The 20,834-nt window shown below is 71.3% G+C and carries 19 protein-coding genes; 8 read left to right on the top strand and 11 right to left on the bottom strand.

All coding sequences use genetic code 11. The features are described 5' to 3' along the window. Positions 1–46: 46 nt before the first annotated feature. From ACWIGU_RS15245 to ACWIGU_RS15225, 5 genes are all read right to left on the bottom strand, one after another. Complete coding sequence (locus ACWIGU_RS15245) at positions 47–3,061, bottom strand: alpha-mannosidase (RefSeq protein WP_454400995.1); 3,015 nt, start codon at positions 3,059–3,061, stop codon at positions 47–49. Positions 3,062–3,179: 118 nt separating this feature from the next. Continuing rightward, positions 3,180–4,451 carry a glycoside hydrolase 5 family protein gene (locus ACWIGU_RS15240; RefSeq protein WP_454400993.1) on the bottom strand — a complete coding sequence of 424 codons (1,272 nt, stop codon included), beginning with the start codon at positions 4,449–4,451 and terminating at the stop codon, positions 3,180–3,182. 50 nt (positions 4,452–4,501) lie between these two features. Next, complete coding sequence (locus ACWIGU_RS15235) at positions 4,502–5,422, bottom strand: carbohydrate ABC transporter permease (protein ID WP_454400991.1); 921 nt, start codon at positions 5,420–5,422, stop codon at positions 4,502–4,504. Beyond that, complete coding sequence (locus ACWIGU_RS15230; RefSeq protein WP_454400989.1) at positions 5,419–6,390, bottom strand: carbohydrate ABC transporter permease; 972 nt, start codon at positions 6,388–6,390, stop codon at positions 5,419–5,421. Before ACWIGU_RS15230 ends, ACWIGU_RS15235 begins: the two co-directional genes overlap by 4 nt. A gap of 18 nt (positions 6,391–6,408) precedes the next feature. After that, a complete protein-coding gene (locus tag ACWIGU_RS15225) occupies positions 6,409–7,701 on the bottom strand; it encodes an ABC transporter substrate-binding protein (protein WP_454400987.1) in 1,293 nt (430 codons plus the stop codon). A gap of 255 nt (positions 7,702–7,956) precedes the next feature. On the opposite strand from ACWIGU_RS15225, the gene ACWIGU_RS15220 reads away from it, so the two are divergent. Next, positions 7,957–9,027, top strand: a complete 1,071-nt coding sequence (locus ACWIGU_RS15220) for a LacI family DNA-binding transcriptional regulator (protein WP_454400985.1) — start codon at positions 7,957–7,959, stop codon at positions 9,025–9,027. 86 nt (positions 9,028–9,113) lie between these two features. Here the strand turns inward: ACWIGU_RS15220 and ACWIGU_RS15215 are convergent, their stop codons facing one another. Both ACWIGU_RS15215 and ACWIGU_RS15210 read right to left on the bottom strand, forming a co-directional pair. Further along, entirely contained in the window at positions 9,114–9,500 is a 387-nt protein-coding gene (locus ACWIGU_RS15215) for a luciferase domain-containing protein (RefSeq protein ID WP_454400984.1), read from the bottom strand. Between the two features lie 274 nt (positions 9,501–9,774). Then, positions 9,775–10,605 (bottom strand): phosphotransferase, encoded by an 831-nt coding sequence (locus ACWIGU_RS15210; protein ID WP_454400982.1) that lies wholly within the window; start codon positions 10,603–10,605, stop codon positions 9,775–9,777. Between the two features lie 58 nt (positions 10,606–10,663). Between ACWIGU_RS15210 and ACWIGU_RS15205 the strand changes: the two genes are divergently transcribed. Further along, positions 10,664–11,215 (top strand): HAD domain-containing protein, encoded by a 552-nt coding sequence (locus ACWIGU_RS15205; RefSeq protein WP_454400980.1) that lies wholly within the window; start codon positions 10,664–10,666, stop codon positions 11,213–11,215. Positions 11,216–11,236: 21 nt separating this feature from the next. Here the strand turns inward: ACWIGU_RS15205 and ACWIGU_RS15200 are convergent, their stop codons facing one another. Together ACWIGU_RS15200 and ACWIGU_RS15195 are read right to left on the bottom strand one after the other, a co-directional pair. Next, positions 11,237–12,136 (bottom strand): aminoglycoside phosphotransferase family protein, encoded by a 900-nt coding sequence (locus ACWIGU_RS15200; protein WP_454400978.1) that lies wholly within the window; start codon positions 12,134–12,136, stop codon positions 11,237–11,239. 104 nt (positions 12,137–12,240) lie between these two features. Continuing rightward, positions 12,241–13,155, bottom strand: a complete 915-nt coding sequence (locus ACWIGU_RS15195) for a helix-turn-helix domain-containing protein (RefSeq protein ID WP_454401593.1) — start codon at positions 13,153–13,155, stop codon at positions 12,241–12,243. Positions 13,156–13,267: 112 nt separating this feature from the next. Here ACWIGU_RS15195 and ACWIGU_RS15190 point away from each other — a divergent pair, with 112 nt between their 5' ends. Continuing rightward, the gene (locus ACWIGU_RS15190; RefSeq protein WP_454400976.1) at positions 13,268–14,782 is read left to right on the top strand and encodes an alpha/beta hydrolase; all 1,515 of its coding nucleotides are present in this window, start codon (positions 13,268–13,270) and stop codon (positions 14,780–14,782) included. Here ACWIGU_RS15190 and ACWIGU_RS15185 read toward each other — a convergent pair. Next, complete coding sequence (locus ACWIGU_RS15185) at positions 14,779–15,213, bottom strand: MarR family winged helix-turn-helix transcriptional regulator (protein ID WP_454401591.1); 435 nt, start codon at positions 15,211–15,213, stop codon at positions 14,779–14,781. The two genes, ACWIGU_RS15190 and ACWIGU_RS15185, sit on opposite strands and share 4 nt — an antisense overlap. Positions 15,214–15,267: 54 nt before the next feature. On the opposite strand from ACWIGU_RS15185, the gene ACWIGU_RS15180 reads away from it, so the two are divergent. The 4 genes from ACWIGU_RS15180 (at position 15,268) to ACWIGU_RS15165 (ending at position 18,670) form a co-directional block, all read left to right on the top strand. After that, a complete protein-coding gene (locus tag ACWIGU_RS15180; protein WP_454400974.1) occupies positions 15,268–15,873 on the top strand; it encodes a TIGR03086 family metal-binding protein in 606 nt (201 codons plus the stop codon). A gap of 40 nt (positions 15,874–15,913) precedes the next feature. Continuing rightward, positions 15,914–16,741: an N-formylglutamate amidohydrolase gene (locus ACWIGU_RS15175; protein ID WP_454400972.1), complete on the top strand. Its 828-nt coding sequence runs from the start codon at positions 15,914–15,916 to the stop codon at positions 16,739–16,741. A 157-nt stretch (positions 16,742–16,898) separates the two neighbouring features. After that, entirely contained in the window at positions 16,899–17,882 is a 984-nt protein-coding gene (locus ACWIGU_RS15170) for an alpha/beta fold hydrolase (protein ID WP_454400970.1), read from the top strand. Positions 17,883–18,022: 140 nt separating this feature from the next. Beyond that, positions 18,023–18,670, top strand: coding sequence for a dihydrofolate reductase family protein (locus tag ACWIGU_RS15165; protein ID WP_454400968.1), 648 nt, complete (start codon positions 18,023–18,025; stop codon positions 18,668–18,670). Between the two features lie 18 nt (positions 18,671–18,688). Here ACWIGU_RS15165 and ACWIGU_RS15160 read toward each other — a convergent pair whose 3' ends face one another. Next, positions 18,689–19,756: a class I SAM-dependent methyltransferase gene (locus ACWIGU_RS15160; protein WP_454400966.1), complete on the bottom strand. Its 1,068-nt coding sequence runs from the start codon at positions 19,754–19,756 to the stop codon at positions 18,689–18,691. Positions 19,757–20,006: 250 nt separating this feature from the next. Between ACWIGU_RS15160 and ACWIGU_RS15155 the strand changes: the two genes are divergently transcribed. Next, positions 20,007–20,828: a VOC family protein gene (locus ACWIGU_RS15155; protein ID WP_454400964.1), complete on the top strand. Its 822-nt coding sequence runs from the start codon at positions 20,007–20,009 to the stop codon at positions 20,826–20,828. Positions 20,829–20,834 lie beyond the last annotated feature (6 nt).

The raw sequence follows: 20,834 nt of genomic DNA, 5'->3' as shown, positions 1-20,834 counted from the left end.
CCGGCGGGCCGGTTCCATGACCGGCCCACCGGACGACAACGCCGGCTCAGGCCCGCTTCAGGCGCAGCGTCACCAGCTCGAAGGGGCGCAGCGACAGGGTGATCCGGTCGCCGTCGCGCTCCGGGTCACCCGCGTCGGCGAGCGGACGCTCCAGGAGGTCCGTCGCCGCCGCGGCCGTCACCTCGAAGCCCGCCGTGAGCGTGGCGCGCACCCGGCCGCCGCGGGACTCGTGGAAGCGGACCACCACGTCGCCGCTGCCGTCGTCGGCCAGCTTGACCGCCGTCACGACGACCGCGTCCTGGTCCACGTCCACCAGCGGAGCGACCTCGCCGGAGCCGGTCACGTGCCGCTCCGGCAGGTTGATCCGGTATCCCTCGCGGACCGCGTCCCCGATCGCCGCGCCCGGCACCAGCGCGTGCCGGAAGCGGTGCACACCCTGGTCGGTCTCGGGGTCGGGGAAGCGCGGCGCCCGCAGCAGCGAGACACGGACGGTGGTCGTCGTGCCCGAGTCGCTGTCCCGTACGGTCCGCGTCACGTCATGGCCGTACGTCGAGTCGTTGACGAGCGAGACGCCCCAGCCGGGCTCCTCGACGTGCACGAACCGGTGGTTGCACGCCTCGAACTTGGCCGCCTCCCAACTGGTGTTGGTGTGCGTGGGCCGGAAGAAGTGCCCGAACTGCGTCTCGGACGCGTACCGCTCGGCGTGGATGTCCAGCGGGAACGCCAGCTTCAGGAACTTCTCCGTCTCGTGCCAGTCGACCTCCGTGTCGATGCCGAGCCGCCGCTCACCGGCTGCCAGCGAGAGGACCTGGGTGACGCGCGAGTCGCCGAAGGTGCGCACGATCCGCACCGACGCACCCTCGCCGGGAGCCACCTCGTCGGCGTCCACCAGATCCGTGACGGTGTTGCGGTAGAACTCGTCGACGTCCCACGCGTCCCACATGTTCGGGAAGTCCGGGTGGATCTGGAGCAGGTTCGCGGCGCGGCCCGGCGCCACGGTCTCGCGACCCGCGACGAGGTCGTACGCGGACACGACCAAGCCCTGGTCGTCGATCTCCACCCTCAACAGCCCGTTGTCCAGGACGAATCCGCCCGCCGCGCGCGAGGCGATCGCGGCCTCGCCCTCGATGACCGGGGTACGGGCGCCGCCCGCGGGCACGCCGTCGCGGGTGTGCGGCGCCGCGTTGAAGACCAGCGTCCCCGAGCCCTCACCGGCCAGGGCGCGTTGCGCCGCGCCGATGATGCCGTTCAGCTCCTCGGCGACCCGCTCGTATGTCCTGCGCGCCTCGCGGTGCACCCAGGCGATCGACGAGCCGGGCAGGATGTCATGGAACTGGTGCAGCAGCACCGTCTTCCAGATCCGGTCCAACTCCTCGTACGGGTAAGGGAATCCGGCCCGCACCGCAGCCGTCGCGGCCCACAGCTCGGCCTCGCGCAGCAGGTGCTCGCTGCGTCGGTTGCCCTGCTTCGTCCCGGCCTGGCTGGTGAGTGTGGCGCGGTGGAGTTCGAGGTAGAGCTCGCCGACCCAGACCGGCGGGTTCGGGTACTCCGCCTCCGCCTTCTTGAAGAACTCCTCCGGCGTCTCCCACACCACCTGCGCGGACCCTTCGAGGTCACGGAGGCGGGCCGCCTTCGCGACCATCTCGCGCGTCGTGCCGCCGCCCCCGTCACCCCAGCCGGTCGGCGCGAGCGAGTGCCTGGCGACGCCCTTGTCCTTGAAGTTCTTCGCCGCGTGGGCGATCTCGCTGCCCTTCATGGAGCAGTTGTACGTGTCCACCGGCGGGAAGTGCGTGAAGATCCGGGTGCCGTCGATCCCCTCCCACTGGAACGTGTGGTGGGGGAACTTGTTGGTCTGCGACCACGAAATCTTCTGCGTGAGCAGCCACTTGGAGCCCGCGGCCTTGATGATCTGCGGAAGGCCCGCGGCGAATCCGAACGTGTCGGGCAGCCACGCCTCGTCGTTCTCGATCCCGAACTCGTCGAGGAAGAACCGCTTGCCGTGCACGAACTGACGGGCCATCGCCTCCGAGCCCGGCATGTTGGTGTCCGACTCCACCCACATGCCGCCCGCCGGCACGAACCGCCCGTCGGCGACCGCCTTCTTCACCCGCGCCCACACCTCGGGCCGGTGCTCCTTGACCCACGCCCACTGCTGGGCCTGCGACATGGCGAAGACGAAGTCGGGCTCGTCCTCCAGGAGCGCCGTCATGTTGGACGTCGTCCGCGCCACCTTGCGCACTGTCTCGCGCAGCGGCCACAGCCACGCCGAGTCGATGTGCGCGTGGCCGACGGCGCTGATGCGGTGTGCCGACGGTACGGCGGGCGCGGCCAGGACGCCCGTCAGCCGCTCGCGGGCGGCGGCCGCCGTACCGTTCACGTCCTGGAGATCGACCGCGTCGAGTGCGCGCTCCACGGCGCGCAGGATGTCGTAGCGCCGCGCGGACTCCACCGGCAGCTCGGCCATCAGCTCGCCGAGCACCTCGAGATCCATGACGAGCTGCCACACGGTCTCGTCGAGGACCGCGAGATCCATCCGCGCCAGCGTGTACTGCGGCTCGCTGCCCGCGGTCTCCTTGTCGCCCAACTGCGTAGGCAGGAAGGGGTGGTAGTCGAGGATGACCGGGTTGGACGCCGCCTCGATGTGCAGGCGGACCTCCTCGCCGCCCTCGACAGGGGCGCCGACGCGCACCCACTGGTTGCGCGGGTTGAGGCCCTTCACCGGAGTGCCGTCCGGGCGGTAGACCAGGCCCTCGCACTGGAAGCCGGGCATGTTCTCGTCGAAGCCGAGGTCGAGGACCGCCTCGACGGTCCGGCCCGCCCAGGCCTCGGGCACCGTCCCGGTGACGCGGAACCAGCAGGTGGCCCACGGAGCGCCCCAGCGCGAGCCCACCGCGATCGGCTCGGGCGTCGCCGCGAGCCCTTCTTCGACCGGCACCGGCTCACCCGGCGCGTTCCACACCGCGACCTCCAGTGGCACGGACTCGGGGTACACGGCGGGTCGGATGCGCTCGTCGAGGACGCGCTTGAGACGGGCTTCGACCAGGGTGCGGTCGTCATGCATGAGGGGTACTCCGTAAGGTCCGAGGTGCGGGTGTTCACCAGGCGGGGGCGGGCGGGACGCTGTACAACTCCCCGACGCGGCGCACCTCGAATCGTGCGGTCCGCATCGGGTTCGACGGTTACGGAGCCGTGCCGACGGTCCGTGTGACGTGGTCCGGTGTGACCACTTCGGTGATGCCGCGCGCCACCAGATGCTCTTTGTCGTCGGCGCGGCCGGCGAGGACCGTGGTGGGCCGGGCCCCGTCGGCCGTGAGCCGGGCGAACGCCTCGAAGACGGCGCCGCCGGGGGCACACACCGAGCGGTTCGGGGCGGTCTCGTCGTCACCGGCGTCGACGACGAGCGCGGTGGTGCGCGGCGCGGGTGTACGGGGATGGGCGCGCCGGTCCGCGACGATGCGGGCAAGGGCCTTCGCCGCGGGTTTCGGCTGCCGCTCGCTCGTCAACAGGCCGAGGCTGTACTCGAGTTCGGGAAAATCGGCGAGATCACGGCTGACGTCGTGCGAGCACCACCACGTCACGCCCCACAGGTCCGGGCAGTCGAGCGCGTTCTCGACGGTGGCCTCGGTGAAGTGTGCCGCGTGCTCGGCCGGGACGAGCGGCGCGGGCGCGCCGACCTCCTGCAGCCAGACGGGCCGGTGCGGATCGCCGGCCCAGGCCTTGGACAGCTCGACGAGGTACGCGGCATGGTGCTCGGTGGCCGTCCCGGTGCGGCCGTGGCGTTGCGCCGTACCGTTGAACACCCACGAATGCACCGCGGTGAGCGCGCCGAGCCGTGCGGAGTGCGCGGGCGTGAACGGCTGGTCGTCCTGGTACCAGGCGGCGTCGTACGAGGCGTGCAGATGGGTCCGCCCCGGCGCGCCCTGCTCGCACGCGGCGAGCACACGACGCAGCCAGCTCCCCGCCTGCTGAGGTGTGATGCGGTCCGGGTCGGGGTGCGGGCCCGCCGCGAACTGGTTGACCTCGTTGCCGATCGTCATGCCGATGAAGTTGGGCCGGTCGGCGAGCGCCCCGGCGAGCGTGCGCAGATACGCCTCCTGGCCCTCGACCACATCTGGGTCGGTGAAGAGGTTCCGCCGGTGCCACGTCTGCGTCCACGCGGGCAGGAAGTCGAAGCTCGACAGATGCCCTTGCAGGCCGTCCACGTTCACGTCGAGCCCGCGCTCGGCCGCCGCGTCGGCAAGCTGGACGAGCTGCTCGACGGCGCGCGGACGGATCAGCGTGCGGTTGGGCTGGAAGTACGGCCACAGCGGGAACACCCGGATGTGGTCGAGGCCCAGCGCGGCGATCGAGTCCAGATCGGCGCGCACGGCGTCGAGGTCGAAGTCGAGCCAGTGGTGGAACCACCCCTGGCTGGGGGTGTAGTTGACGCCGAAGCGCGCGGCAGAAGTCATGCGGAGTCCTGGTTCTTCGGTACGGCAGGGCCTCGGTCACGGGGGAGGGGTCAGCCCTTGACAGCTCCCTCGCCGACCCCGCGGAAGAAGTACCGCTGGAGGCAGGCGAAGAGGATGATCAGCGGCGCGACGGCGATGATCGTGCCGGCCGCGACGATCCGCTCGTCGTTGGCGAAGGTGCCGTGCAGATAGTTCAGGCCGATGGTGAGGGTGAACTTCGCCGGGTCGCTGAGCACGATGAGCGGCCACAGGAAGTCGTCCCAGGCGCCCATGAACGCGAAGATCGCGACGACCGCGAGGGTCCCCTTCACGGACGGCAGCGCGATCCGCAGGAACCGCTGCCAGGAGTTCGCCCCGTCGACGAAAGCCGCCTCCTCGATCTCGTACGGCAGATTGAGGAACGCGTTGCGCATCAGCAGGACGTTCATGGCGGCGATGCAGCCCGGCAGGACCACGCCGACGAGCGTGTTGTTGAGGCCGAGTTCGCGCATCGTCGTGAACTGCGCGATGACGATGCTCTCGACGGGCACCAGCATCGCGAGGATGAACACGAGGGTGGCGATCTTCCGGCCGCGGTAGCGCAGCCGGGCTAGCGCGTAGCCCGCGAGAGCGGAGCCGAGGCAGTTGGTGACCACGTTGGCGGTGGCAACCTTCAGGGAGTTGAAGGCATAGTCCCAGACGGGGATGGTGTCGGCGACGCGCTCGTAGTTGTGGAGAGTGGGATCGCCCGGCAGGAACTTCGGCGGGGAGCTGAAGATGTCCTCGTGCGTTCCCTTGAGGGAGGTGGACAGCTGCCAGAGGAAGGGCCCGACGGTGATCGCGAGCACGGCGAGCAGCAGCGCGTAGCGCAGTACGAGCTCCCAGACGCGGATACGCCGGCCGTTCTCGTCGGTGACGCGCGGTGCACGCCGGCGCCGAACGGGCCCCGGATCCCCGGCTGTTGTGGCGCGGACGTCCTCGGTGACGTTCACGCGTCCTCCTTCCGGTCGGCGCGGAGCACGAGCAGCATCAGCGCGACGGTGACGACGAAGACGACGACGGAGATCGCCGAGGCGTAGCCGACACGGCCGGTCAGGCCCGTGCCGGTACGCTGTACGAGCATCACGAGTGTGGTGTCCTCGCCCGCGGGGCCACCGTTCGGCCCCCCCATCAGATAGACCTCGGAGAACACCTTGAAGGCGGCGACCGAGGAGAGCGCGGCGACCAGGACCATGGTGGAGCGCACGGCGGGCACGGTGACGGTGAAGAAGTGGCGCACCGCGCCCGCACCGTCCACCGAGGCGGCCTCATGCAGTTCGCGCGGCACGTTGGCCAGCGCCGCCAGGTAAATGATCATGTAGTAGCCGAGGCCCTTCCAGACCGTGACGGCCATGGCGCTCAGCAGTAGCAGCCACTGGTCGCTGAGAAAGCCGATCTTGCCGATCCCCACCGCTTCGAGCAGGGAGTTCACCAGCCCGCGCTCGTCCAGCATCCACACCCAGATCAGGCCGACCACGACGATGGACGCGACCACCGGCGTGTAGAAGGCCGACCGGAAGAAGGTGATGCCCGGGATGTTCTTCTGGACGAGGAGGGCGAGCAGCAGCGGAAGGAGTACGAGGGCGGGGACGACCCCGACCATGTACAGGACGCTGTTGCGCAGCCCCGTCCAGAACATGTCGTCGTGCAGCAGGTCCCGGAAGTTGGCCAGGCCCACGAACTCACCGGGGATCAGCGTCCGCCGGTCGGTGAAGGAGCTGACCAGGGTGGAGACGAACGGATACAGGATGAAGGCGGCGACGACCAGCAGCCCGGGAGCGGCGAACAGCCAGGGGCTGGTGGGCAGATGGCGCCGGACGCGGGAGACCGGCCGCTCGCCCGAGGACTTCGAGGGTGACGTCACATGTGCGTTCGCCGAAGTCTTGGCGGCGGCTTTCACGGTCGGAAGAGGACTCGTCATGATGTACGGCTCCGGGGCTCAGCCCTGCTGCTGGAGCAGCCGGTCGCAGGCCTTGACAGCGTTGTCAAGAGCGGTCTTGGGGCTCTCCTTGCCCTGGAGGGCCTTGGCGACGGAGTTCCGCAGCTCGGTCTTCATCTGCTCGCTGAACAGGACCGGCGTGTAGTTGACCGCGGACTTCAGCGAGTCCGCCGCGGCGATCCGCACCCGCGTCTCGTCCGAGCCGTCCTGCTGCGTGAAGTACGGGTCGTCCAGGGAGCCCGCGGTGCTCGGGAATATGGCGACCTTCTTGGCGAACTCCATCTGGTGCCGCGCGTCGGTGACGTAGTGCGCGAAGGCCACGGCCGCGGGCTTCTGCTTGGAGCGCGAATTCACCATCACGCCCATCACGTACATGTTCACCTTGCCGGTGCTGGTGATCTGGTCCGTGATCCCGATGTTCTTGTAGAGGCTGGGCGCCTCCTTCTTGAACTTCGACAGGTCGAGCGCGCTGCCCGGGTTCATCGCCACGGCCCCGGTCAGGAACTTCTTGCCGGTCGACTCGGGGGTCGCGGTCAGGGCCTGCGGGTCGAGCGCCTTCGCGTCGTACAACTCCTTGTACTTCGTGAGGAGTTCGACACCCTTGGCGTCGTTGAACGCGAAGCCGGTGCCCTCCTTGTTCATGAGCGGAGCGCCGTAGCGGCCGAAGTCCTCGATGGTGGGGACGTTGGCGAGCGTGGCCACCTTGCCCTTGCTCTTCTTCGCGAGCTGAAGCGCGTCGTCGAAGAGCGCGTCGTACGTCTTCGGGGGCTGCGAGGCGTCTAGTCCGGCCTTCTTGAACAGGCTCTTGTTGTAGAACAGCGGCCCGGTGTTGAGGTACCAGGGGAAGGCGTACGTGCCGTCCATGCCCGGTATCTGGTGGCTCGCCCAGGCCCCCGGCAGGTACTCCTTCTCGTACTTCGGCGCCGCCTTGTCGAGGTCGAGCGCGAGGCCGGCCTTCGCGAGCGGGGCGACGAGGTCGGGGGAGACGTTGACGACGTCGGGCAGCGTGCCGCCGGCGGCATCCGCGCTGATCTTGTCGGCGTAGCCCTCGCCCGGCTGGTCGATCCACTTCACGTGCGTGCCGGGGTACTTCTTCTCGAAGTCCTTGACCAGGCCGTCGAAGTACGGCTTGAAGTTGGCCCTGAGGTTCCACGTCTGGAACGTGATGCTGCCCTCGATCTTGCCCGAGGCGTCCGTCGAGCCGCTGTCGTCACCCCCGGAACCGCACGCGCTCAGCGGCAGGACGACAGCGATGGCGGCGGCAGCGGCTAGTGCTCTGCGAGAGATGGGCACGGTGACACGGCTCCTTTGCGGCGGCATCGAATGTTGCCGTGCAGACCCTGCATTGCGATCACGGAAAAAGTCAATGCATTCTCTGAAACTGTCGGCAGTCATCTGGAAGAACACCAGGTCAGGGCAGTGGAGTAGACCTTTTGCGATGCGAGACTAATGCGCTTTAGGCTCTTGAACTCAAGCGCATTAGTGTCTGACGGCATGCGCTAGGCTGGTCGGGGCAACCCACCGGGGTTCCACGGGAAAGGGGCAGCTGTGCCAGCCAAGCGGTCTCCCGCGCGCCGACCGACCATGAAGGACATCGCGCTCAGGGCGGGTGTCTCGGAGAGCGCCGTGTCCTTCGCGCTCAACGACCGGCCAGGGGTCTCCGAGGTGACCCGCGACCGGGTGCGGCGGGTGGCCGAGCAGCTCGGCTGGCGGCCCAGCACGGCGGCCCGCGCCCTGTCCGGCGAAGGCGCGGCCACGGTCGGCCTGGTCGTGGCACGCCCGGCGGACACGCTGGGCGTGGACTCGTTCTTCCTCCAGCTCATCTCCGGCATCCAGGAAATCCTGGCGGAGCGTCACCTCGGCCTGCTGTTCCAGGTGGTGGAGGACGTCGAGGCGGAGTGCGCCGTCTACCGGCGCTGGTGGGCCGAGCACCGGGTGGACGGCGTGCTCGTCGTCGACCCCCGCACGGCCGACCCGCGCCCCGCACTCCTCGACGAACTCGGGTTGCCCGCCGTGGTGATCGGCGGAGCGCCCGACGCGGAGCACCGCGGCATGTCGACGGTGTGGGCGGACGACGCCGGCGCGATGGCGTCGGTCGTCGACGAGCTGTACGCGCTCGGGCACCGCCGCATCGTCCACATCGCAGGCCTGCCGGGCCTCGCGCACACCGAGCGGCGCATCCGCACCCTGCGCGCCGAGGCCGAGCGCCGCGGCCTGACCGAGGTGCGCTCCGTGACCACGGACTACTCGGACGCCGAGGGCGCCGCGGTCACGCGCCGCGTCATGGAGGGCGACACACCCCCGACCGCGCTCGTCTACGACAACGACGTGATGGCCGTCGCCGGGGTCGCCGCCGCCGGTGAGCTGGGTTACTCGGTCCCCGGCGACGTCTCGGTGGTGGCCTGGGAGGACTCCCCGCTCTGCCGCATGGTCAAGCCCTGGCTGTCGGCACTGTCCCGCGACACGGTCCAGTTCGGCCGCACCGCGGCCCAGGAACTGACGGCACTCCTGGACGGCGGCCCGTCGCGGACGGTCCAGGTGCCGCTGCCGCGCCTGATCGAGCGCGACAGCACGGGGGCGGCGCGGGGCGCGGAGGCCGTGGTGGGCGGGGGCGCGTGACGGGCGGGGGCGCCTGACCGGCGTTCGACGTCAGTGGCTGAGTGCCTGTTGCGGATTTCAGCCCGCGCACACCGGCGTCGCTCTCGTCAGTGGCCGTGCGGCAGCATCCGTCCGACGGCCTTCCACGCGTCGTGGACGCGTCCGTGGTGAGCGGGGCCGGAAGGTGCCGCCGGGCCGGGGGCGCGCGGCGAAGGGATCGCACGTGGTTCCCAGTCACAGGGCGCAGCCGCACGCGCGGTGCGGGGCCCGGCGCACTCCTCCTCCGGCACTCCGAACGCTTCGTGTTCCTTGAGCGCCATGCTGATGAGCGTCAGCAGGAGCGCCACGTCGTCGTCGCAGTCGAGCAGCACAGTGATCCACGCGGCGCCGGGGCGCACCCGGATCGCGGTGCTGTCGCGCAACAGCGGAAGGAGGCGTTCGACCGCCGTCCGGGTGAGGTACAGGTCCGCCGCATCGTTGGCATGGAAATGCACGATGTCGCACCCTGCTGTCCCGAAGGCGCGCCCAACGGCGCACCGGGGAGAGCCACTTACCAGGTTCGGCCAGGACTCCAGCTGGGTCATGGCGCGATGGGCCGCGGTCATGTGCACATGGTTGCGCATTCTTCACCCCGCCAACCAGCCCTATTCACCACCCGCTTGATGAATCACTGGTTTCGGACACCTCACGCGGGGCGGAAGGGGGCGCGGGACGCGCGCGAGGTGAGCTGAGCAGAGCCGCCGTGAACGCCTCGCGCCCGGCACCGGGTCAGGCGAGCAGGGCCGCCGTGAACGCCTCGCGCCCGGCGCTGAGCCACGACTGAATCCGGTCCCAGCGCTCCCAGCCGCCGCGGTCGCGCAGCGCCTGTACGTAGACGGGGTCCCCGTCGGCCACGCGCCGGGCGACGAACGCCCGGCATACCGCGGCGGCCTGTTCGACGACCTCCGGCAATTCGGCGCGCTCCCGCGGCGAGAGCCCGTAACTGTCCGCGAGGAGCCGCAGCCGGCCCGGGGCGTCCCACGCGTGAGAGGGGTCAGGTACCGGATAGAACGGGGCCGTGGACTCGGGGTCCCGCATCGGGACCCAGTAGCCGGCGGTCATCGCGACATCCCAGACCGGGCGCCCCGGGGCCGCCTGGTCGAAGTCGATCAGGGCCACGGCGCGGCCGTCCCGGAAGACGACGTTCTCCAGACACACATCGTTGTGGCACAGCATCGTTCCGCCCTCGGGATCGGCCAGTTCCCCGGCCCAGCCGGCGGATACGTCCACCGCGACGCGCGCACTCGCCTCGTGCAGGCGCCTCAGCAGGATCCCGACAGACCGGAGCGCGGTCCGCGACATGGCCCACCGCGGAAACGGCGGCACGGCCACGTAGCCGGGGATGAACCCCAACTGCTCACGCCCGTCGGCACGAACGCCGAGCGGCACCGGAGCCGCGTCGAATCCCTGAAGCCTCAGCGCCGCGAGGTAGGCGTGGAGCGCCCGGACATTCGGCGGCGCCGGCCGCTCGACCACGTCGCCCCGCCGGAAGACCGCGCCCGCGTTCACCATGCCGCCCGCCAGTTCGTGGCTGTCCGCAGGCCCCGTGTCCCCAGTCATGCCCGTCACACTAGCGGCGTGGCCGCGGGCGTGGTGCCCGAGTCGCTACGGTGCTGAAGTGACCGGATCCGAGCACCTTCCGCTGCTCTTCCTCGACATTGACGGGCCGCTGATTCCGTTCGGCGGGCCGCCGGAGTGCTACCCGACGTATCCGATGAGCCGGCCGGGATGCCCCGACCCGCTGGGCGCCGACCTGAACCCCCTGCTGGCCAGGATCAACCCCGAGTACGGCCCCCGGCTCGCGGCGCTCCCGTGCGAGCTCGTCTGGGCGACGACCTGGATGGACGAGGCGAACGACTGCGTCGCCCCGCTCCTCGGGCTGCCGCCGCTGCCGGTGGTGGACTGGCCCGACCCGCCGGATCGGGACGCGCGCGATGAAGGGCACGGCGTGCGCGGCCTGCACTGGAAGACCCGCGCCCTGGTCGGCCAGGCGCAGGGCCGTCCCTTCGCATGGGTCGACGACGAGATCACTGACGTCGACCGCGCCTGGGTCTTCGCCCATCACCCGGAACGCGCCCTGCTGCATCGCGTAGACCCTCGACGGGGCCTCACGGAGGCGGACTTCGCCTGCCTCGACGAGTGGTTGCGCGCGGCTGCGGACATCCCCTAGGTGCGTGGGCAGGACGGATCGTCAGGCCGCCGCCGTGTCGTCGGTGAGAAGTTCCGCGATGACATGGCGGGCGATGGAGGCCATCACCGGGTTGCTCTCCCGGTAGTACCGGAGCTCCAGGAGGGCGACCGACAGGGCCCAGCCGCGGCCCCGTGCCCAGGCGTCGTCGTCCGAGCCCGAGCCGGTCCGGAAGACCTCGCGCGCACCGGCGGGCAGCAGATACCAGGCCGCGATGAGGTCGACCGCCGGGTCACCAAGGCCCAGACAGCCGAAGTCGATGACGGCGCTGAGCCGCCCGTCCGCGACGAGCACGTTCCCGGGCTGCAGATCCGCGTGGATCCACACGGCGGGCCCGGCCCACCCCTGCGCCCGCAGGGCCGACTCCCAGACGGCGGCCGCCGCATCACCGTCCAGCTCCGCCCGCAGCTCACGGATCGCCGCACGCGTCACCTCGTCCCGCTCCGCCAGCGGCTCGCTGCGGTAGGAAGCCGGGCCGCCGGTGGGGTCGACACGCTGGAGTACGGAGACGAACTCCGCCAAGTCCTGGGCCAGCAGGGCCGGTTCGGGGGTGCGGTCCGGGGCGGGGTTGGCGCCGTCGAGCCAGCGGTACACGGACCACGGCCACGGGTAGCCCTCGCCGGGAGTGCCCTTGCCCAGGGGCGTGGGGACGGCGAAGGGGAGCGCTCCGGCGAGCAGGGGCAGCCACCGGTACTCCTTGTCCACGTCCTGCGCGGAGCCGGCAAGGCGGGGGAGCCGCACGGCCATGTCCTCGCCGAGGCGGTACATGGCGTTGGACGTGCCCGCCGAGACGACCTCGGTGAGCGGCAGCCCGGCCCACTCGGGGAACTGCGCGTCGACGAGCCGGCGCACCAACGAGGCGTCGATGTCCGCCTCTTCGGGGCGCAACTTACGAGGGCACATGGAAGCCTTTCGCGTAGAGCCACATGGCGCGTCTGCCGTCGCGCCAAGATACGGAAGCGGGCGCCGCCGGCCCAAGCGATTAACCGCCGATGACTGCCCTCCCCTTACGTGCCCTGACGTGCGACCTGGGCGTCGAGCGCGGCGCAGAGCCAGTCGTGGGCGGCGCCGGGCGTCGGCCGCGAAGGACCGGTCAGTTCGGCGACGAGCTGCCAGTAGTGGTCGATACGCGGATCGGCGGCCAGCACACGGCTGAGCGCGCGGCGGAACGCGGGGGTGTCGCGTACGCCCCGTGAGGCCGCGTGGGCGGAGACGAAGCAGTCCAGGGCCTCTCCCTCGTGCGGTGACCGCTGGTCGCGCAGGTGCGGCGATGTCAGAGCGTGGGCCTCGCTGAGCCCCTCGTAGAGCACCCCGGGGCGGAACCCCTCGTCGGTCCGGTGCGCCGCCGGCTGGCCGCGGTCGCCGCCCTCGCACGAGCGGGAGGTGAACGCGTGCAGCCGGGCGAAGGCCAGGACGTGGGCCGGAGTCGGGTCCTCCGGAGGCTGTGGTACGGCCTGTTCGAGGACGGCGGAGACGACTCGGGCGGGCATCCGGAGCGGCAGCCACCGGCGCCAGAACCGGGCCGGTGCCGCCGTACTGGGCGGGGCCGACATCGCGCCGACGAGAAGCAGCCGCTCGGTACGCTCGGCGGGCGTGCAGTCCTGGAGCAGCTGAAGTGCGGCCTCCCGCCAGCGCAGCGCGGCCAGTTGGGAGCCGATGTCCCGCAACTGCCCCGCGACGACATCCTCGAGAGCGCCGTCCAGCGCGCCCTCTTCATCCAGCACGCGGCTCACGTCCGGCAGCGACAGGTCGAGGGCGCGCAGGGAGCGGATGACGCGGAGCCGGTCGAGCGCCTCGGGTCCGTACCGGCGATGGCCGCCCGTACTGCGGGGCGCTTCGGGCAGCAGACCGCGGTCCGAGTAGAAGCGGACGGTCTTGACGGTGGCGCCCGCGCGTTCGGCGAGCTCCCCGATGGACCACATGCTGTCGGCGGACACGGCTTGAACCTCCCTCAGGGGGAGTTCCTACGGTACCGGCGAGCGTGGACGGCCGGTGCGGCCGGGTTCGTGGACGATGGCGTGGGAGGAGACGGGCATGACGGCATTCATCCTGGTGGCGGGGGCCCACACCGGCGGATGGGTATGGCGGGAAGTGGCCGCCGGGCTGAGGGACGCGGGGGAGCGGGCGTACGAAGTGACGCTCACGGGCATGGACGGCGGCGGTCGTCCGGCGGGGCCGGGTGTGGATCTGGAGACGCACATCGAGGAACTGGTGCGGCTGATCGACCGGGTCGAGGCGCAGGACGTGGTCCTCGTCGGCCACTGCTACGGCATTCACCCGGTGCGCGGCGCCGCGCACCGGCGGCCGGAACGGATCGCCAGGATCGTCCAGGTGGACGTCGGCATCCCCCAGGACGGAGACCCGGCCCTCAAGTTGGTGCCCGACCAGACGGTCCGCGAGCGCGTGCTGACCCTGTCCCGGGAAAGCGGCTCCGGGGCGCTGCCCCCGCCGGTGGTGGCGGAGTGGCAGCGCTGGGGCAGCGTCGCCGGCCTCACGGCCGAAGCGCTGGAACGCCTGACCGAACAGGCCGCTCCCCAGCCCCTGGCCACACTCACCCAGCCGCTGCGTCTGTCCGGCGCGGGCGCCGGGCTGCCGACGACCGGTGTCCTGTGCACGGCCAACGGGTCGAGAATCGCCGTGGTCGAGGCGATGGTGGCCATGGGCGATCCCGCGTTCCAGGCCCTCGCCGACGAGGGGGTCACCTTCTTCGAACTCGACACCGGGCACTGGCCGATGCTCTCCGCTCCCCGCGAGCTCGTGGACGTCCTGCTCCGGGCCGCCGCGGGGGAGGGGCACCACGTGTCCGTCACCGGGCGCGAACAGCCCGCGCATCTACGGCCGTTCCTCATGGACGTCAAGGAGCGGCCCCGGGAGCGGTCGGGCCGTGTCGATCTGCATCTGCCCGATGCCGACGGCCCCCGGCCCGCCGTGGTCTTCGTGCACGGCGGGCCGGTTCCGGCCGGCGCCCGCCCGACACCGCGTGACTGGCCCGCCTTCGTCGGCTACGCCCAGTACGTGGCGAGCCTGGGCGCCGTCGGCGTGACCGTGGACCACCGGCTCCACGAACTGACCGCGTACGGGCGGGCCGCCGACGACATCGCCGGGGCGATCGATTTCGCGCGGGCCGATCCACGGGTCGACGGCGCCCGCGTCGCGCTGTGGTTCGTGTCCGCCGGCGGGCTCCTGTCGGCCGACTGGCTCGCGGCGCCGCCCCCGTGGCTTCGGTGCGTGGCGGCCTCGTACCCGATCCTCGCGCCGCTGCCGGGCTGGGGGCTCAGCGACAGCCGGTTCCGCCCGGCGGCGGCGGTCCGTGGTGCGGGGCAGTTGCCGATCGTGCTGACGAGGGTGGGGCTCGAACGCCCTGAAATCGCGGTGACGGTCGAGGAGTTCGTGTCCGCGGCAGCGGACTGCGGCGCCGCGGTCGAGGTGATCGACGTGCCGCTCGGACACCACGGCTTCGAGACGACCGACCCCACCGACGCGTCACGCGACGCGGTGGAACGGGCGGTGCGCTCGGTGCTCGGACACCTGGGGGCAGGGGCCGACTAGGGCGTGTCCGCATCCGGGGTCAGGGCGTGGACCGAGTCGAGGAAGACACGGCGGTCGGCCGCGGGGAGCCGGGCCAGGAGGTGGTCCTCGTGCGCGTGGATGTCGGCCTGCGCGGACCTGCGCACGCGCCGGCCGTCGTCGGTGATGGACAGGAGCCGGACCCGGCGGTCGTGCGGGTCCGGGGTGCGGGAGATCAGCCCGTTCTCCTGCAACGTGTCCAGCGTGGAGATGATCCGGGTCTTGTCGGCGCCGATGGCCGCCGCGAGCGCGGCCTGCGTGCGGACCGGGCCGTCGTCCAGGGCGCTGAGCACGACGTATCCCCACATCGAGATCCCGTGCGACGCGAGCACCGGCAGCTCGGCGGCGATGAGGGAACGCACCAGGGGCTGCAGCATCGCGGCGAGGTCGCGCCGTCCGCCGTTCTTGGCCATCACGCGCCGATGATAGACGTTGACATGTGATAGGCGTCAGCAGATCATAAGCACATGCCTACGAATAAGGATCTGGTCGCGCTCGACGCGGAAGCGGTGCGTACGAGCGTCGACGTGGTGGCGCGGGCGACGGCCGGAGACCTGGTCAGGCCGACGCCGTGCGCCGGGTGGACGCTGCGTGACCTGCTCGGTCACATGGCCGCGCAGCACTACGGATTCGCCGCGGCCTCGCGCGCGGAGGCGGACATCGCGGTGTGGCGGCCGCGTCCCCTGGGGGACGACCCCGTCGGGGCGTACCGCGCGGCTGCCCAGCACGTCTTGGAGGCCTTCGCCGCCGACGGGGTGACGGAGCGGGCGTTCCCGCTCCCGGAGATCCGCGACGGCGGACCGTTCCCGGGAGCGCAGGCCGTCAGCTTCCACCTCGTCGACTATGTCGTGCACTCCTGGGACGTGGCCCGGGCCCTGGGGCACACGGTGACGTTCGACCCCGAACTCCTTGATGCGGCGCTCGCCGTGGCGCGGGTGGTGCCCGGAGGCGAGGCGCGCCTCGGCCCTCGCGCGGCCTTCGCGCCGGCGGTCGCGGCCGACGGCGACTCCCCGCTCGACGAGATCCTCGCGTTCCTGGGCCGCTCCCCGTCATGGCGGCCCGCGACTGGGTAGCCCGGCCTGCGAGGGCCGTCGGGCGGGGGAGAGTGGGGACATGCACACCACGGACAGGTCAGTACAGGACACCCGGCCGTCGTACCGGCTGATTCCCGGGAGCGCGGCCTCGCCCGTCCTCCTCCACGTGCCGCACGGCTCGCGTGCCGTGCCGGCGCACGTCCGGAAGGGCATCGTGCTCGACGACGTCTCCCTGGAACGGGAGTTGGACCAGATCACGGACGCTCATACACGGGACATCGCCGAACTGGCCGCGCGTGACGCGGCGATGACGCCCTGGCGCTTCGTCAACGAACTCTCCCGCCTCGTCGTGGACCCCGAACGCTTTCCCGACGAGCGCGAGGAGATGAGCGCGGTCGGCATGGGCGCGGTGTACACCCGAACCACCCACCGTGAGGTTCTCAGGCCCGAACCTCCCGCCGACGGTCCCGAGCTCCTCGACACCTACTTCCACACCTACGCCGCCGCGATGACGGACGCCGTCGAGGACCGGCTCGCCGCCGCCGGGCGCGTGGTGATCGTCGACGTGCACTCGTACCCGAGCCGGGCCCTGCCCTACGAACTCCACGGCGCGGGCCCGCGCCCGCACGTGTGCCTGGGCACCGACCCCTTCCACACCCCCGACGCCCTGCTCGCGCAGGCGCGCGCCGCCTTCGGCGCGCTCGGGGACATCGCCCTCGACACCCCGTTCGCCGGGACGTACGTGCCGCTGCGGCACTACGGCAAGGACCAGAGGGTCAGCGCACTCATGATCGAACTCCGGCGGGACGTGTACCTGGACGAACCGGTGACGCCTACGCCGGGCCTGCCCGAAGCCGCCACCGCGCTGGCGGAACTGGTGGACATGATCGGCGGCGCGGGCGACTGAGCCGAACGCACGCCGGCAGATCGCCTCGGCCGAGCGGATTCTTTGCCGGAACGGCAAGAAGGTTCGGTGGCGCGCCACGGCCCGTTGCAAGATCGGCGTCAGGGCCGCCACCGCCAGTCGCACCCGGCGTGGCCGCACGGTATCCACAGGAGGTCGCATGTCGCAGCAGGCCGGGCACACCACACACCGACTGGTCGACGGGCCCGCGGGCCGGATCCACCTCGTGGAGCAGGGCACCGGGCCGCTGGTCCTGCTCGTGCACGGGTTCCCCGAGAGCTCGTACTCATGGCGCCGCCAGCTGCCGGCGCTCGCGGCGGCCGGATACCGGGCCGTCGCGCTCGACGTACGCGGCTACGGCCGCTCATCGAAGCCCGCCGACCCGGCCGCGTACGGAATGCTCGACCTGGTGGACGACAACGTCGCCGTCGTGCACGCCCTCGGCGAGCGGTCCGCGGTGCTCGTCGGGCACGACTGGGGCGCGAACATCGCCGCCCACTCGGCCCTGCTCAGGCCGGAGGTCTTCCGCGCGGTCGCGCTGCTGAGCGTCCCCTACACCCCGCCCGGCGGGCCGCGGCCCAGCGACATCTTCGCGGGCATGGGCGCAGACGAGGAGTTCTACGTCTCGTACTTCCAGGAGCCCGGGAGGGCCGAGGCGGAGATCGAGCCGGACGTGCGCGGCTGGCTCGCGGGCATCTTCGCCGCGCTGTCGGCCGACACGATGGCCGCGCCCGGCGCACCCGACCCGCACTTCGTCGCCCGGGGTGGCACGATGCGCGAACGCTTCCCCGTCGACCGGCTCCCCGCCTGGCTCGACGAGGACGAACTCGACGTGTATGCAGGGGAGTTCGAGCGTACGGGACTGACCGGAGCGCTCAACCGCTACCGGAACATGGACCGCGACTGGGAGGAACTCGCCGCCCACCGAGGCGCCCCCGCCACCCAGCCCTCCCTGTTCATCGGCGGCGCCATGGACGCGTCCACCACGTGGCTGTCCGATGCCATCGACGCCTACCCCACAACCCTGCCTGGTCTGCGCTCGTCGCACATCCTCGACGGCTGCGGTCACTGGATCCAGCAGGAGCGCGGCGACGACGTCAACGGCATCCTCATCGAGTGGCTGGCCGGGCTCCCCGACGCCTGAGGGGCCGCCCGCCCCGTGCGCGCTGCGGTGACGGGATTCCTGGAAGAAAATCGGGACGGGCTGTCGATCCGGCCCCGCACCGTTCGACGCAGGGGTGAGAGCGGGAACGGACCCGCTACCGTCACCACCAAGGAGACGTCATGCCCAGGCTCCGCGTACACAACGTCACTGTCTCGCTCGACGGGTTCGCCGCCGGTACCGACCAGCGCATGGACGCGCCCTTCGGCGACGGGATCGACGACGGCCTGCACGACTGGATGTTCGCCGCGATGAAGGACCACGCCGACGGCAAGCAGGGCGTCGACGTCGAGTTCGTCGCCCGAAGCGAGGACAACATCGGCGCCACGATCATGGGCCGCAACATGTTCGGCCCGTATCGCGGACCGTGGGAGAACGAGGCGTGGACCGGCTGGTGGGGCGACAACCCGCCGTTCCACCACCCGGTGTTCGTGCACACGCACCACCCGCGTCCGTCGGTGTCGATGAAGGGCGGAACGGACTTCCACTTCACCGACGAGCCCATCGAGACGGTCCTCGCCAGGGCTTACGAGGCGGCGGACGGCAAGGACGTGCGCATCGGCGGGGGCCCGGCCACGATCCAGCAGTACCTGCGCGCCGGTCTCGTCGACGAACTGCACCTGGCCATCGTGCCGCTCCTCGTCGGCAGGGGAGAGCGCCTGCTCGACAACCTCGGCGACGGCGTCGCGGGCTACGAGGTCGTGGAGCTCGTCAGCTCCCCGGCGGCCACGCACACACGCCTGGTCCGCCGCGCCCAGGCCGGCGAATGACCCGGCAACCGGCGGCCGTCACTTGCGGGCCACGTAGTACACGTTGAGGATGTCGCCCTCGACCTGCTCCACGTCGATGTCGCCGAACCCGGCGTCGGCGAGCATCTGCAGCGCCCGCTGCCTCCCCCACACCGCGCCGAGCCCCGCGCCGCCCTCGCCCAGCGACACGGTCATGCAGTAGAAGACCGAGAAGGTGTACAGGGCGGGGCCGAGGGGATGGTCGATGTTCTCCTCCAGATTGCTGGAGGCGGAGATGTCGCCCATGAGGAACACACCGTCGTCGCGCAGCGCGGCGGCCACCGCGTCCAGGGTGCGCGCCGGGCGGGCCAGGTCGTGGATCACGTCGAACGCCGTGACGAGGTCGTACGTACCGCTCAGATCGACGGTGTCGACCACGTCGAACCGGACGTTGTCGAGGCCGAGCCGCTCCGCCTCGGCGCGGGCCGCCGCGATGCCCTTCCGGGAGATGTCGACCCCGCGGAACCGGCTCTTGGGGAACGCCTGGGCCAGCAGATTCACCGCACGGCCCTGCCCGGTCCCGATGTCCAGCGCGTCGATCCCGGCGCTCAGCCGCTCCGGCAGGCCCGCCGCCAGCGGGATGATCGTGTCGACCAGGGCCACCTCGTAGACACGCCCCGACTCCTCGGCCTGGAGCTCCTGAAACCGCGGATACGAGGAGTAGGGGACCCCGCCGCCCTTGCGGAAGGAGTCGAGAACCTCGTCCTCGACGATGCCGAGGAGCGCGAGGTCCTGGAGGAGCGAGGCCATGTTCTCCGGCCCGGCTGCCCGGGTGAGAGAGGCGGCGTGCTCGGGCGGGAGCCAGTACGTGCCGTCGGCCGGCCGGTATTCGACGACACCGGCGACGGTCAGGCCGCCGAGCCACTCCCGTACGTACCGCTCGTCGAGATCCGCGGCCTTGGCGATCTGGACGCTGGTCGACGGCGGAAGAGGTGCCATCGCGTCGAAAAGCCCCGACCGATGGCCGAGGCTGCACAGATAGCCCAGACACGCGTCATTGAGCACCTGGACCATGCGCCCGGCGAACTCTTCCTTCCGCTCGGAATCGACTGCCTGCCCGGTCGTCATCGTGGACTCCTTCCGGCGGGACCGGGGCACCACCCGCCCCGAAACCACGACGCCGACCCGGCACACCCACAGCGTGCCCGTTCGGCACCTTTTATCCTGATTCTACGCTGGGCGTTCCGAGGCGCCCCTGGCTTGATGGCCTCTCGCCCGGCGGCTTCCGGCAGGTGTGCGTGTCGCCCCACTGGGCGATGGCCGCACGAGGCCGTTCTTGCTGCAATGGGCGCAGGCCGTGATTCAGGGATGGTGCACGATGACCGACAGACTGGCCACCGAGGCCGGTGACGAGGACGGCCCGCCGAGCGGCGCCGTCCCCGGGGCCCCTTGCTGGGTGAGCCTCGCGGCGCACGACCTGGCCGCCACCAGCGCGTTCTACGAGGCCGTGCTCGGCTGGGAATTCCGCCCGGGCCGCCTCGGCGACCGGTTCGCCGTCGCGATGGCGGGCGGCAGACCGGTGGCGGGCATCGGCGCGGTGGCGTCCACCCTCGGCGTGGCCACGGCCTGGCTGCCGTACTTCGCCGTCGGTGACCCGGACGATACGGCGAGCCGGGTCCGCGAACGCGGCGGCACCGTGGGCGTGGGCCCGATCCCCTTCCCGCTGGGCCGCGCCGCACTGGTGTCCGACAGCAGCGGCGCCGCCTTCGGGATCTGGTCCGGGCGCCTCGAACGGGACTGGAGCGGATGGCACCCCGAGGCGCAGGTCGGGCTCCGGCTCGTGACCAGGAACGCCTTCGACGCCGCCATCTTCTACGGCGAGGTCCTCGGCTGGACCGGGCCCGGCGGCTGCGACGTCCGCTACGAGAACGAAGAGGTCGTCCTGGTCTGCGGCGGCCTGGCCATGGCCCGGATCACCTCCGGTGCCGTCGAGGCGGCCCCCGATCCCGACGTCCGGCCGCACTGGGAGGTCCAGTTCACCGTGGACGACGTCGCCGAGTGCGCCCGTGCGGCCGTCAAGCACGACGGTGCCGTGACGGGCGAGTGGCAGGACGAGGCGGGGCGCTGGGCCACGCTGCGGGACGCCCAGGGTGCGCAGTTCACGGTGTTCGAACCCGGTGGGGGCGCCTTGGCGGGGTGAGCGCCT

Source organism: Streptomyces sp. NPDC055400 (assembly GCF_053644375.1).
This window is presented reverse-complemented; position numbering and strand designations above follow the sequence as displayed.

What these genes read in the sequence shown, in the direction of transcription:
- ACWIGU_RS15185 (WP_454401591.1), bottom strand. Translation starts at nt 15,213, where the DNA reads ATGGCCAAGAACGGCGGACGGCGCGACCTCGCCGCGATGCTGCAGCCC.
- ACWIGU_RS15180 (WP_454400974.1), top strand. Translation starts at nt 15,268, where the DNA reads ATGCCTACGAATAAGGATCTGGTCGCGCTCGACGCGGAAGCGGTGCGT.
- ACWIGU_RS15170 (WP_454400970.1), top strand. Translation starts at nt 16,899, where the DNA reads ATGTCGCAGCAGGCCGGGCACACCACACACCGACTGGTCGACGGGCCC.
- ACWIGU_RS15190 (WP_454400976.1), top strand. Translation starts at nt 13,268, where the DNA reads ATGACGGCATTCATCCTGGTGGCGGGGGCCCACACCGGCGGATGGGTA.
- ACWIGU_RS15165 (WP_454400968.1), top strand. Translation starts at nt 18,023, where the DNA reads ATGCCCAGGCTCCGCGTACACAACGTCACTGTCTCGCTCGACGGGTTC.
- ACWIGU_RS15210 (WP_454400982.1), bottom strand. Translation starts at nt 10,605, where the DNA reads ATGACTGGGGACACGGGGCCTGCGGACAGCCACGAACTGGCGGGCGGC.
- ACWIGU_RS15155 (WP_454400964.1), top strand. Translation starts at nt 20,007, where the DNA reads ATGACCGACAGACTGGCCACCGAGGCCGGTGACGAGGACGGCCCGCCG.
- ACWIGU_RS15240 (WP_454400993.1), bottom strand. Translation starts at nt 4,451, where the DNA reads ATGACTTCTGCCGCGCGCTTCGGCGTCAACTACACCCCCAGCCAGGGG.
- ACWIGU_RS15195 (WP_454401593.1), bottom strand. Translation starts at nt 13,155, where the DNA reads ATGTGGTCCATCGGGGAGCTCGCCGAACGCGCGGGCGCCACCGTCAAG.
- ACWIGU_RS15160 (WP_454400966.1), bottom strand. Translation starts at nt 19,756, where the DNA reads ATGACGACCGGGCAGGCAGTCGATTCCGAGCGGAAGGAAGAGTTCGCC.
- ACWIGU_RS15245 (WP_454400995.1), bottom strand. Translation starts at nt 3,061, where the DNA reads ATGCATGACGACCGCACCCTGGTCGAAGCCCGTCTCAAGCGCGTCCTC.
- ACWIGU_RS15175 (WP_454400972.1), top strand. Translation starts at nt 15,914, where the DNA reads ATGCACACCACGGACAGGTCAGTACAGGACACCCGGCCGTCGTACCGG.
- ACWIGU_RS15200 (WP_454400978.1), bottom strand. Translation starts at nt 12,136, where the DNA reads ATGTGCCCTCGTAAGTTGCGCCCCGAAGAGGCGGACATCGACGCCTCG.
- ACWIGU_RS15230 (WP_454400989.1), bottom strand. Translation starts at nt 6,390, where the DNA reads ATGACGAGTCCTCTTCCGACCGTGAAAGCCGCCGCCAAGACTTCGGCG.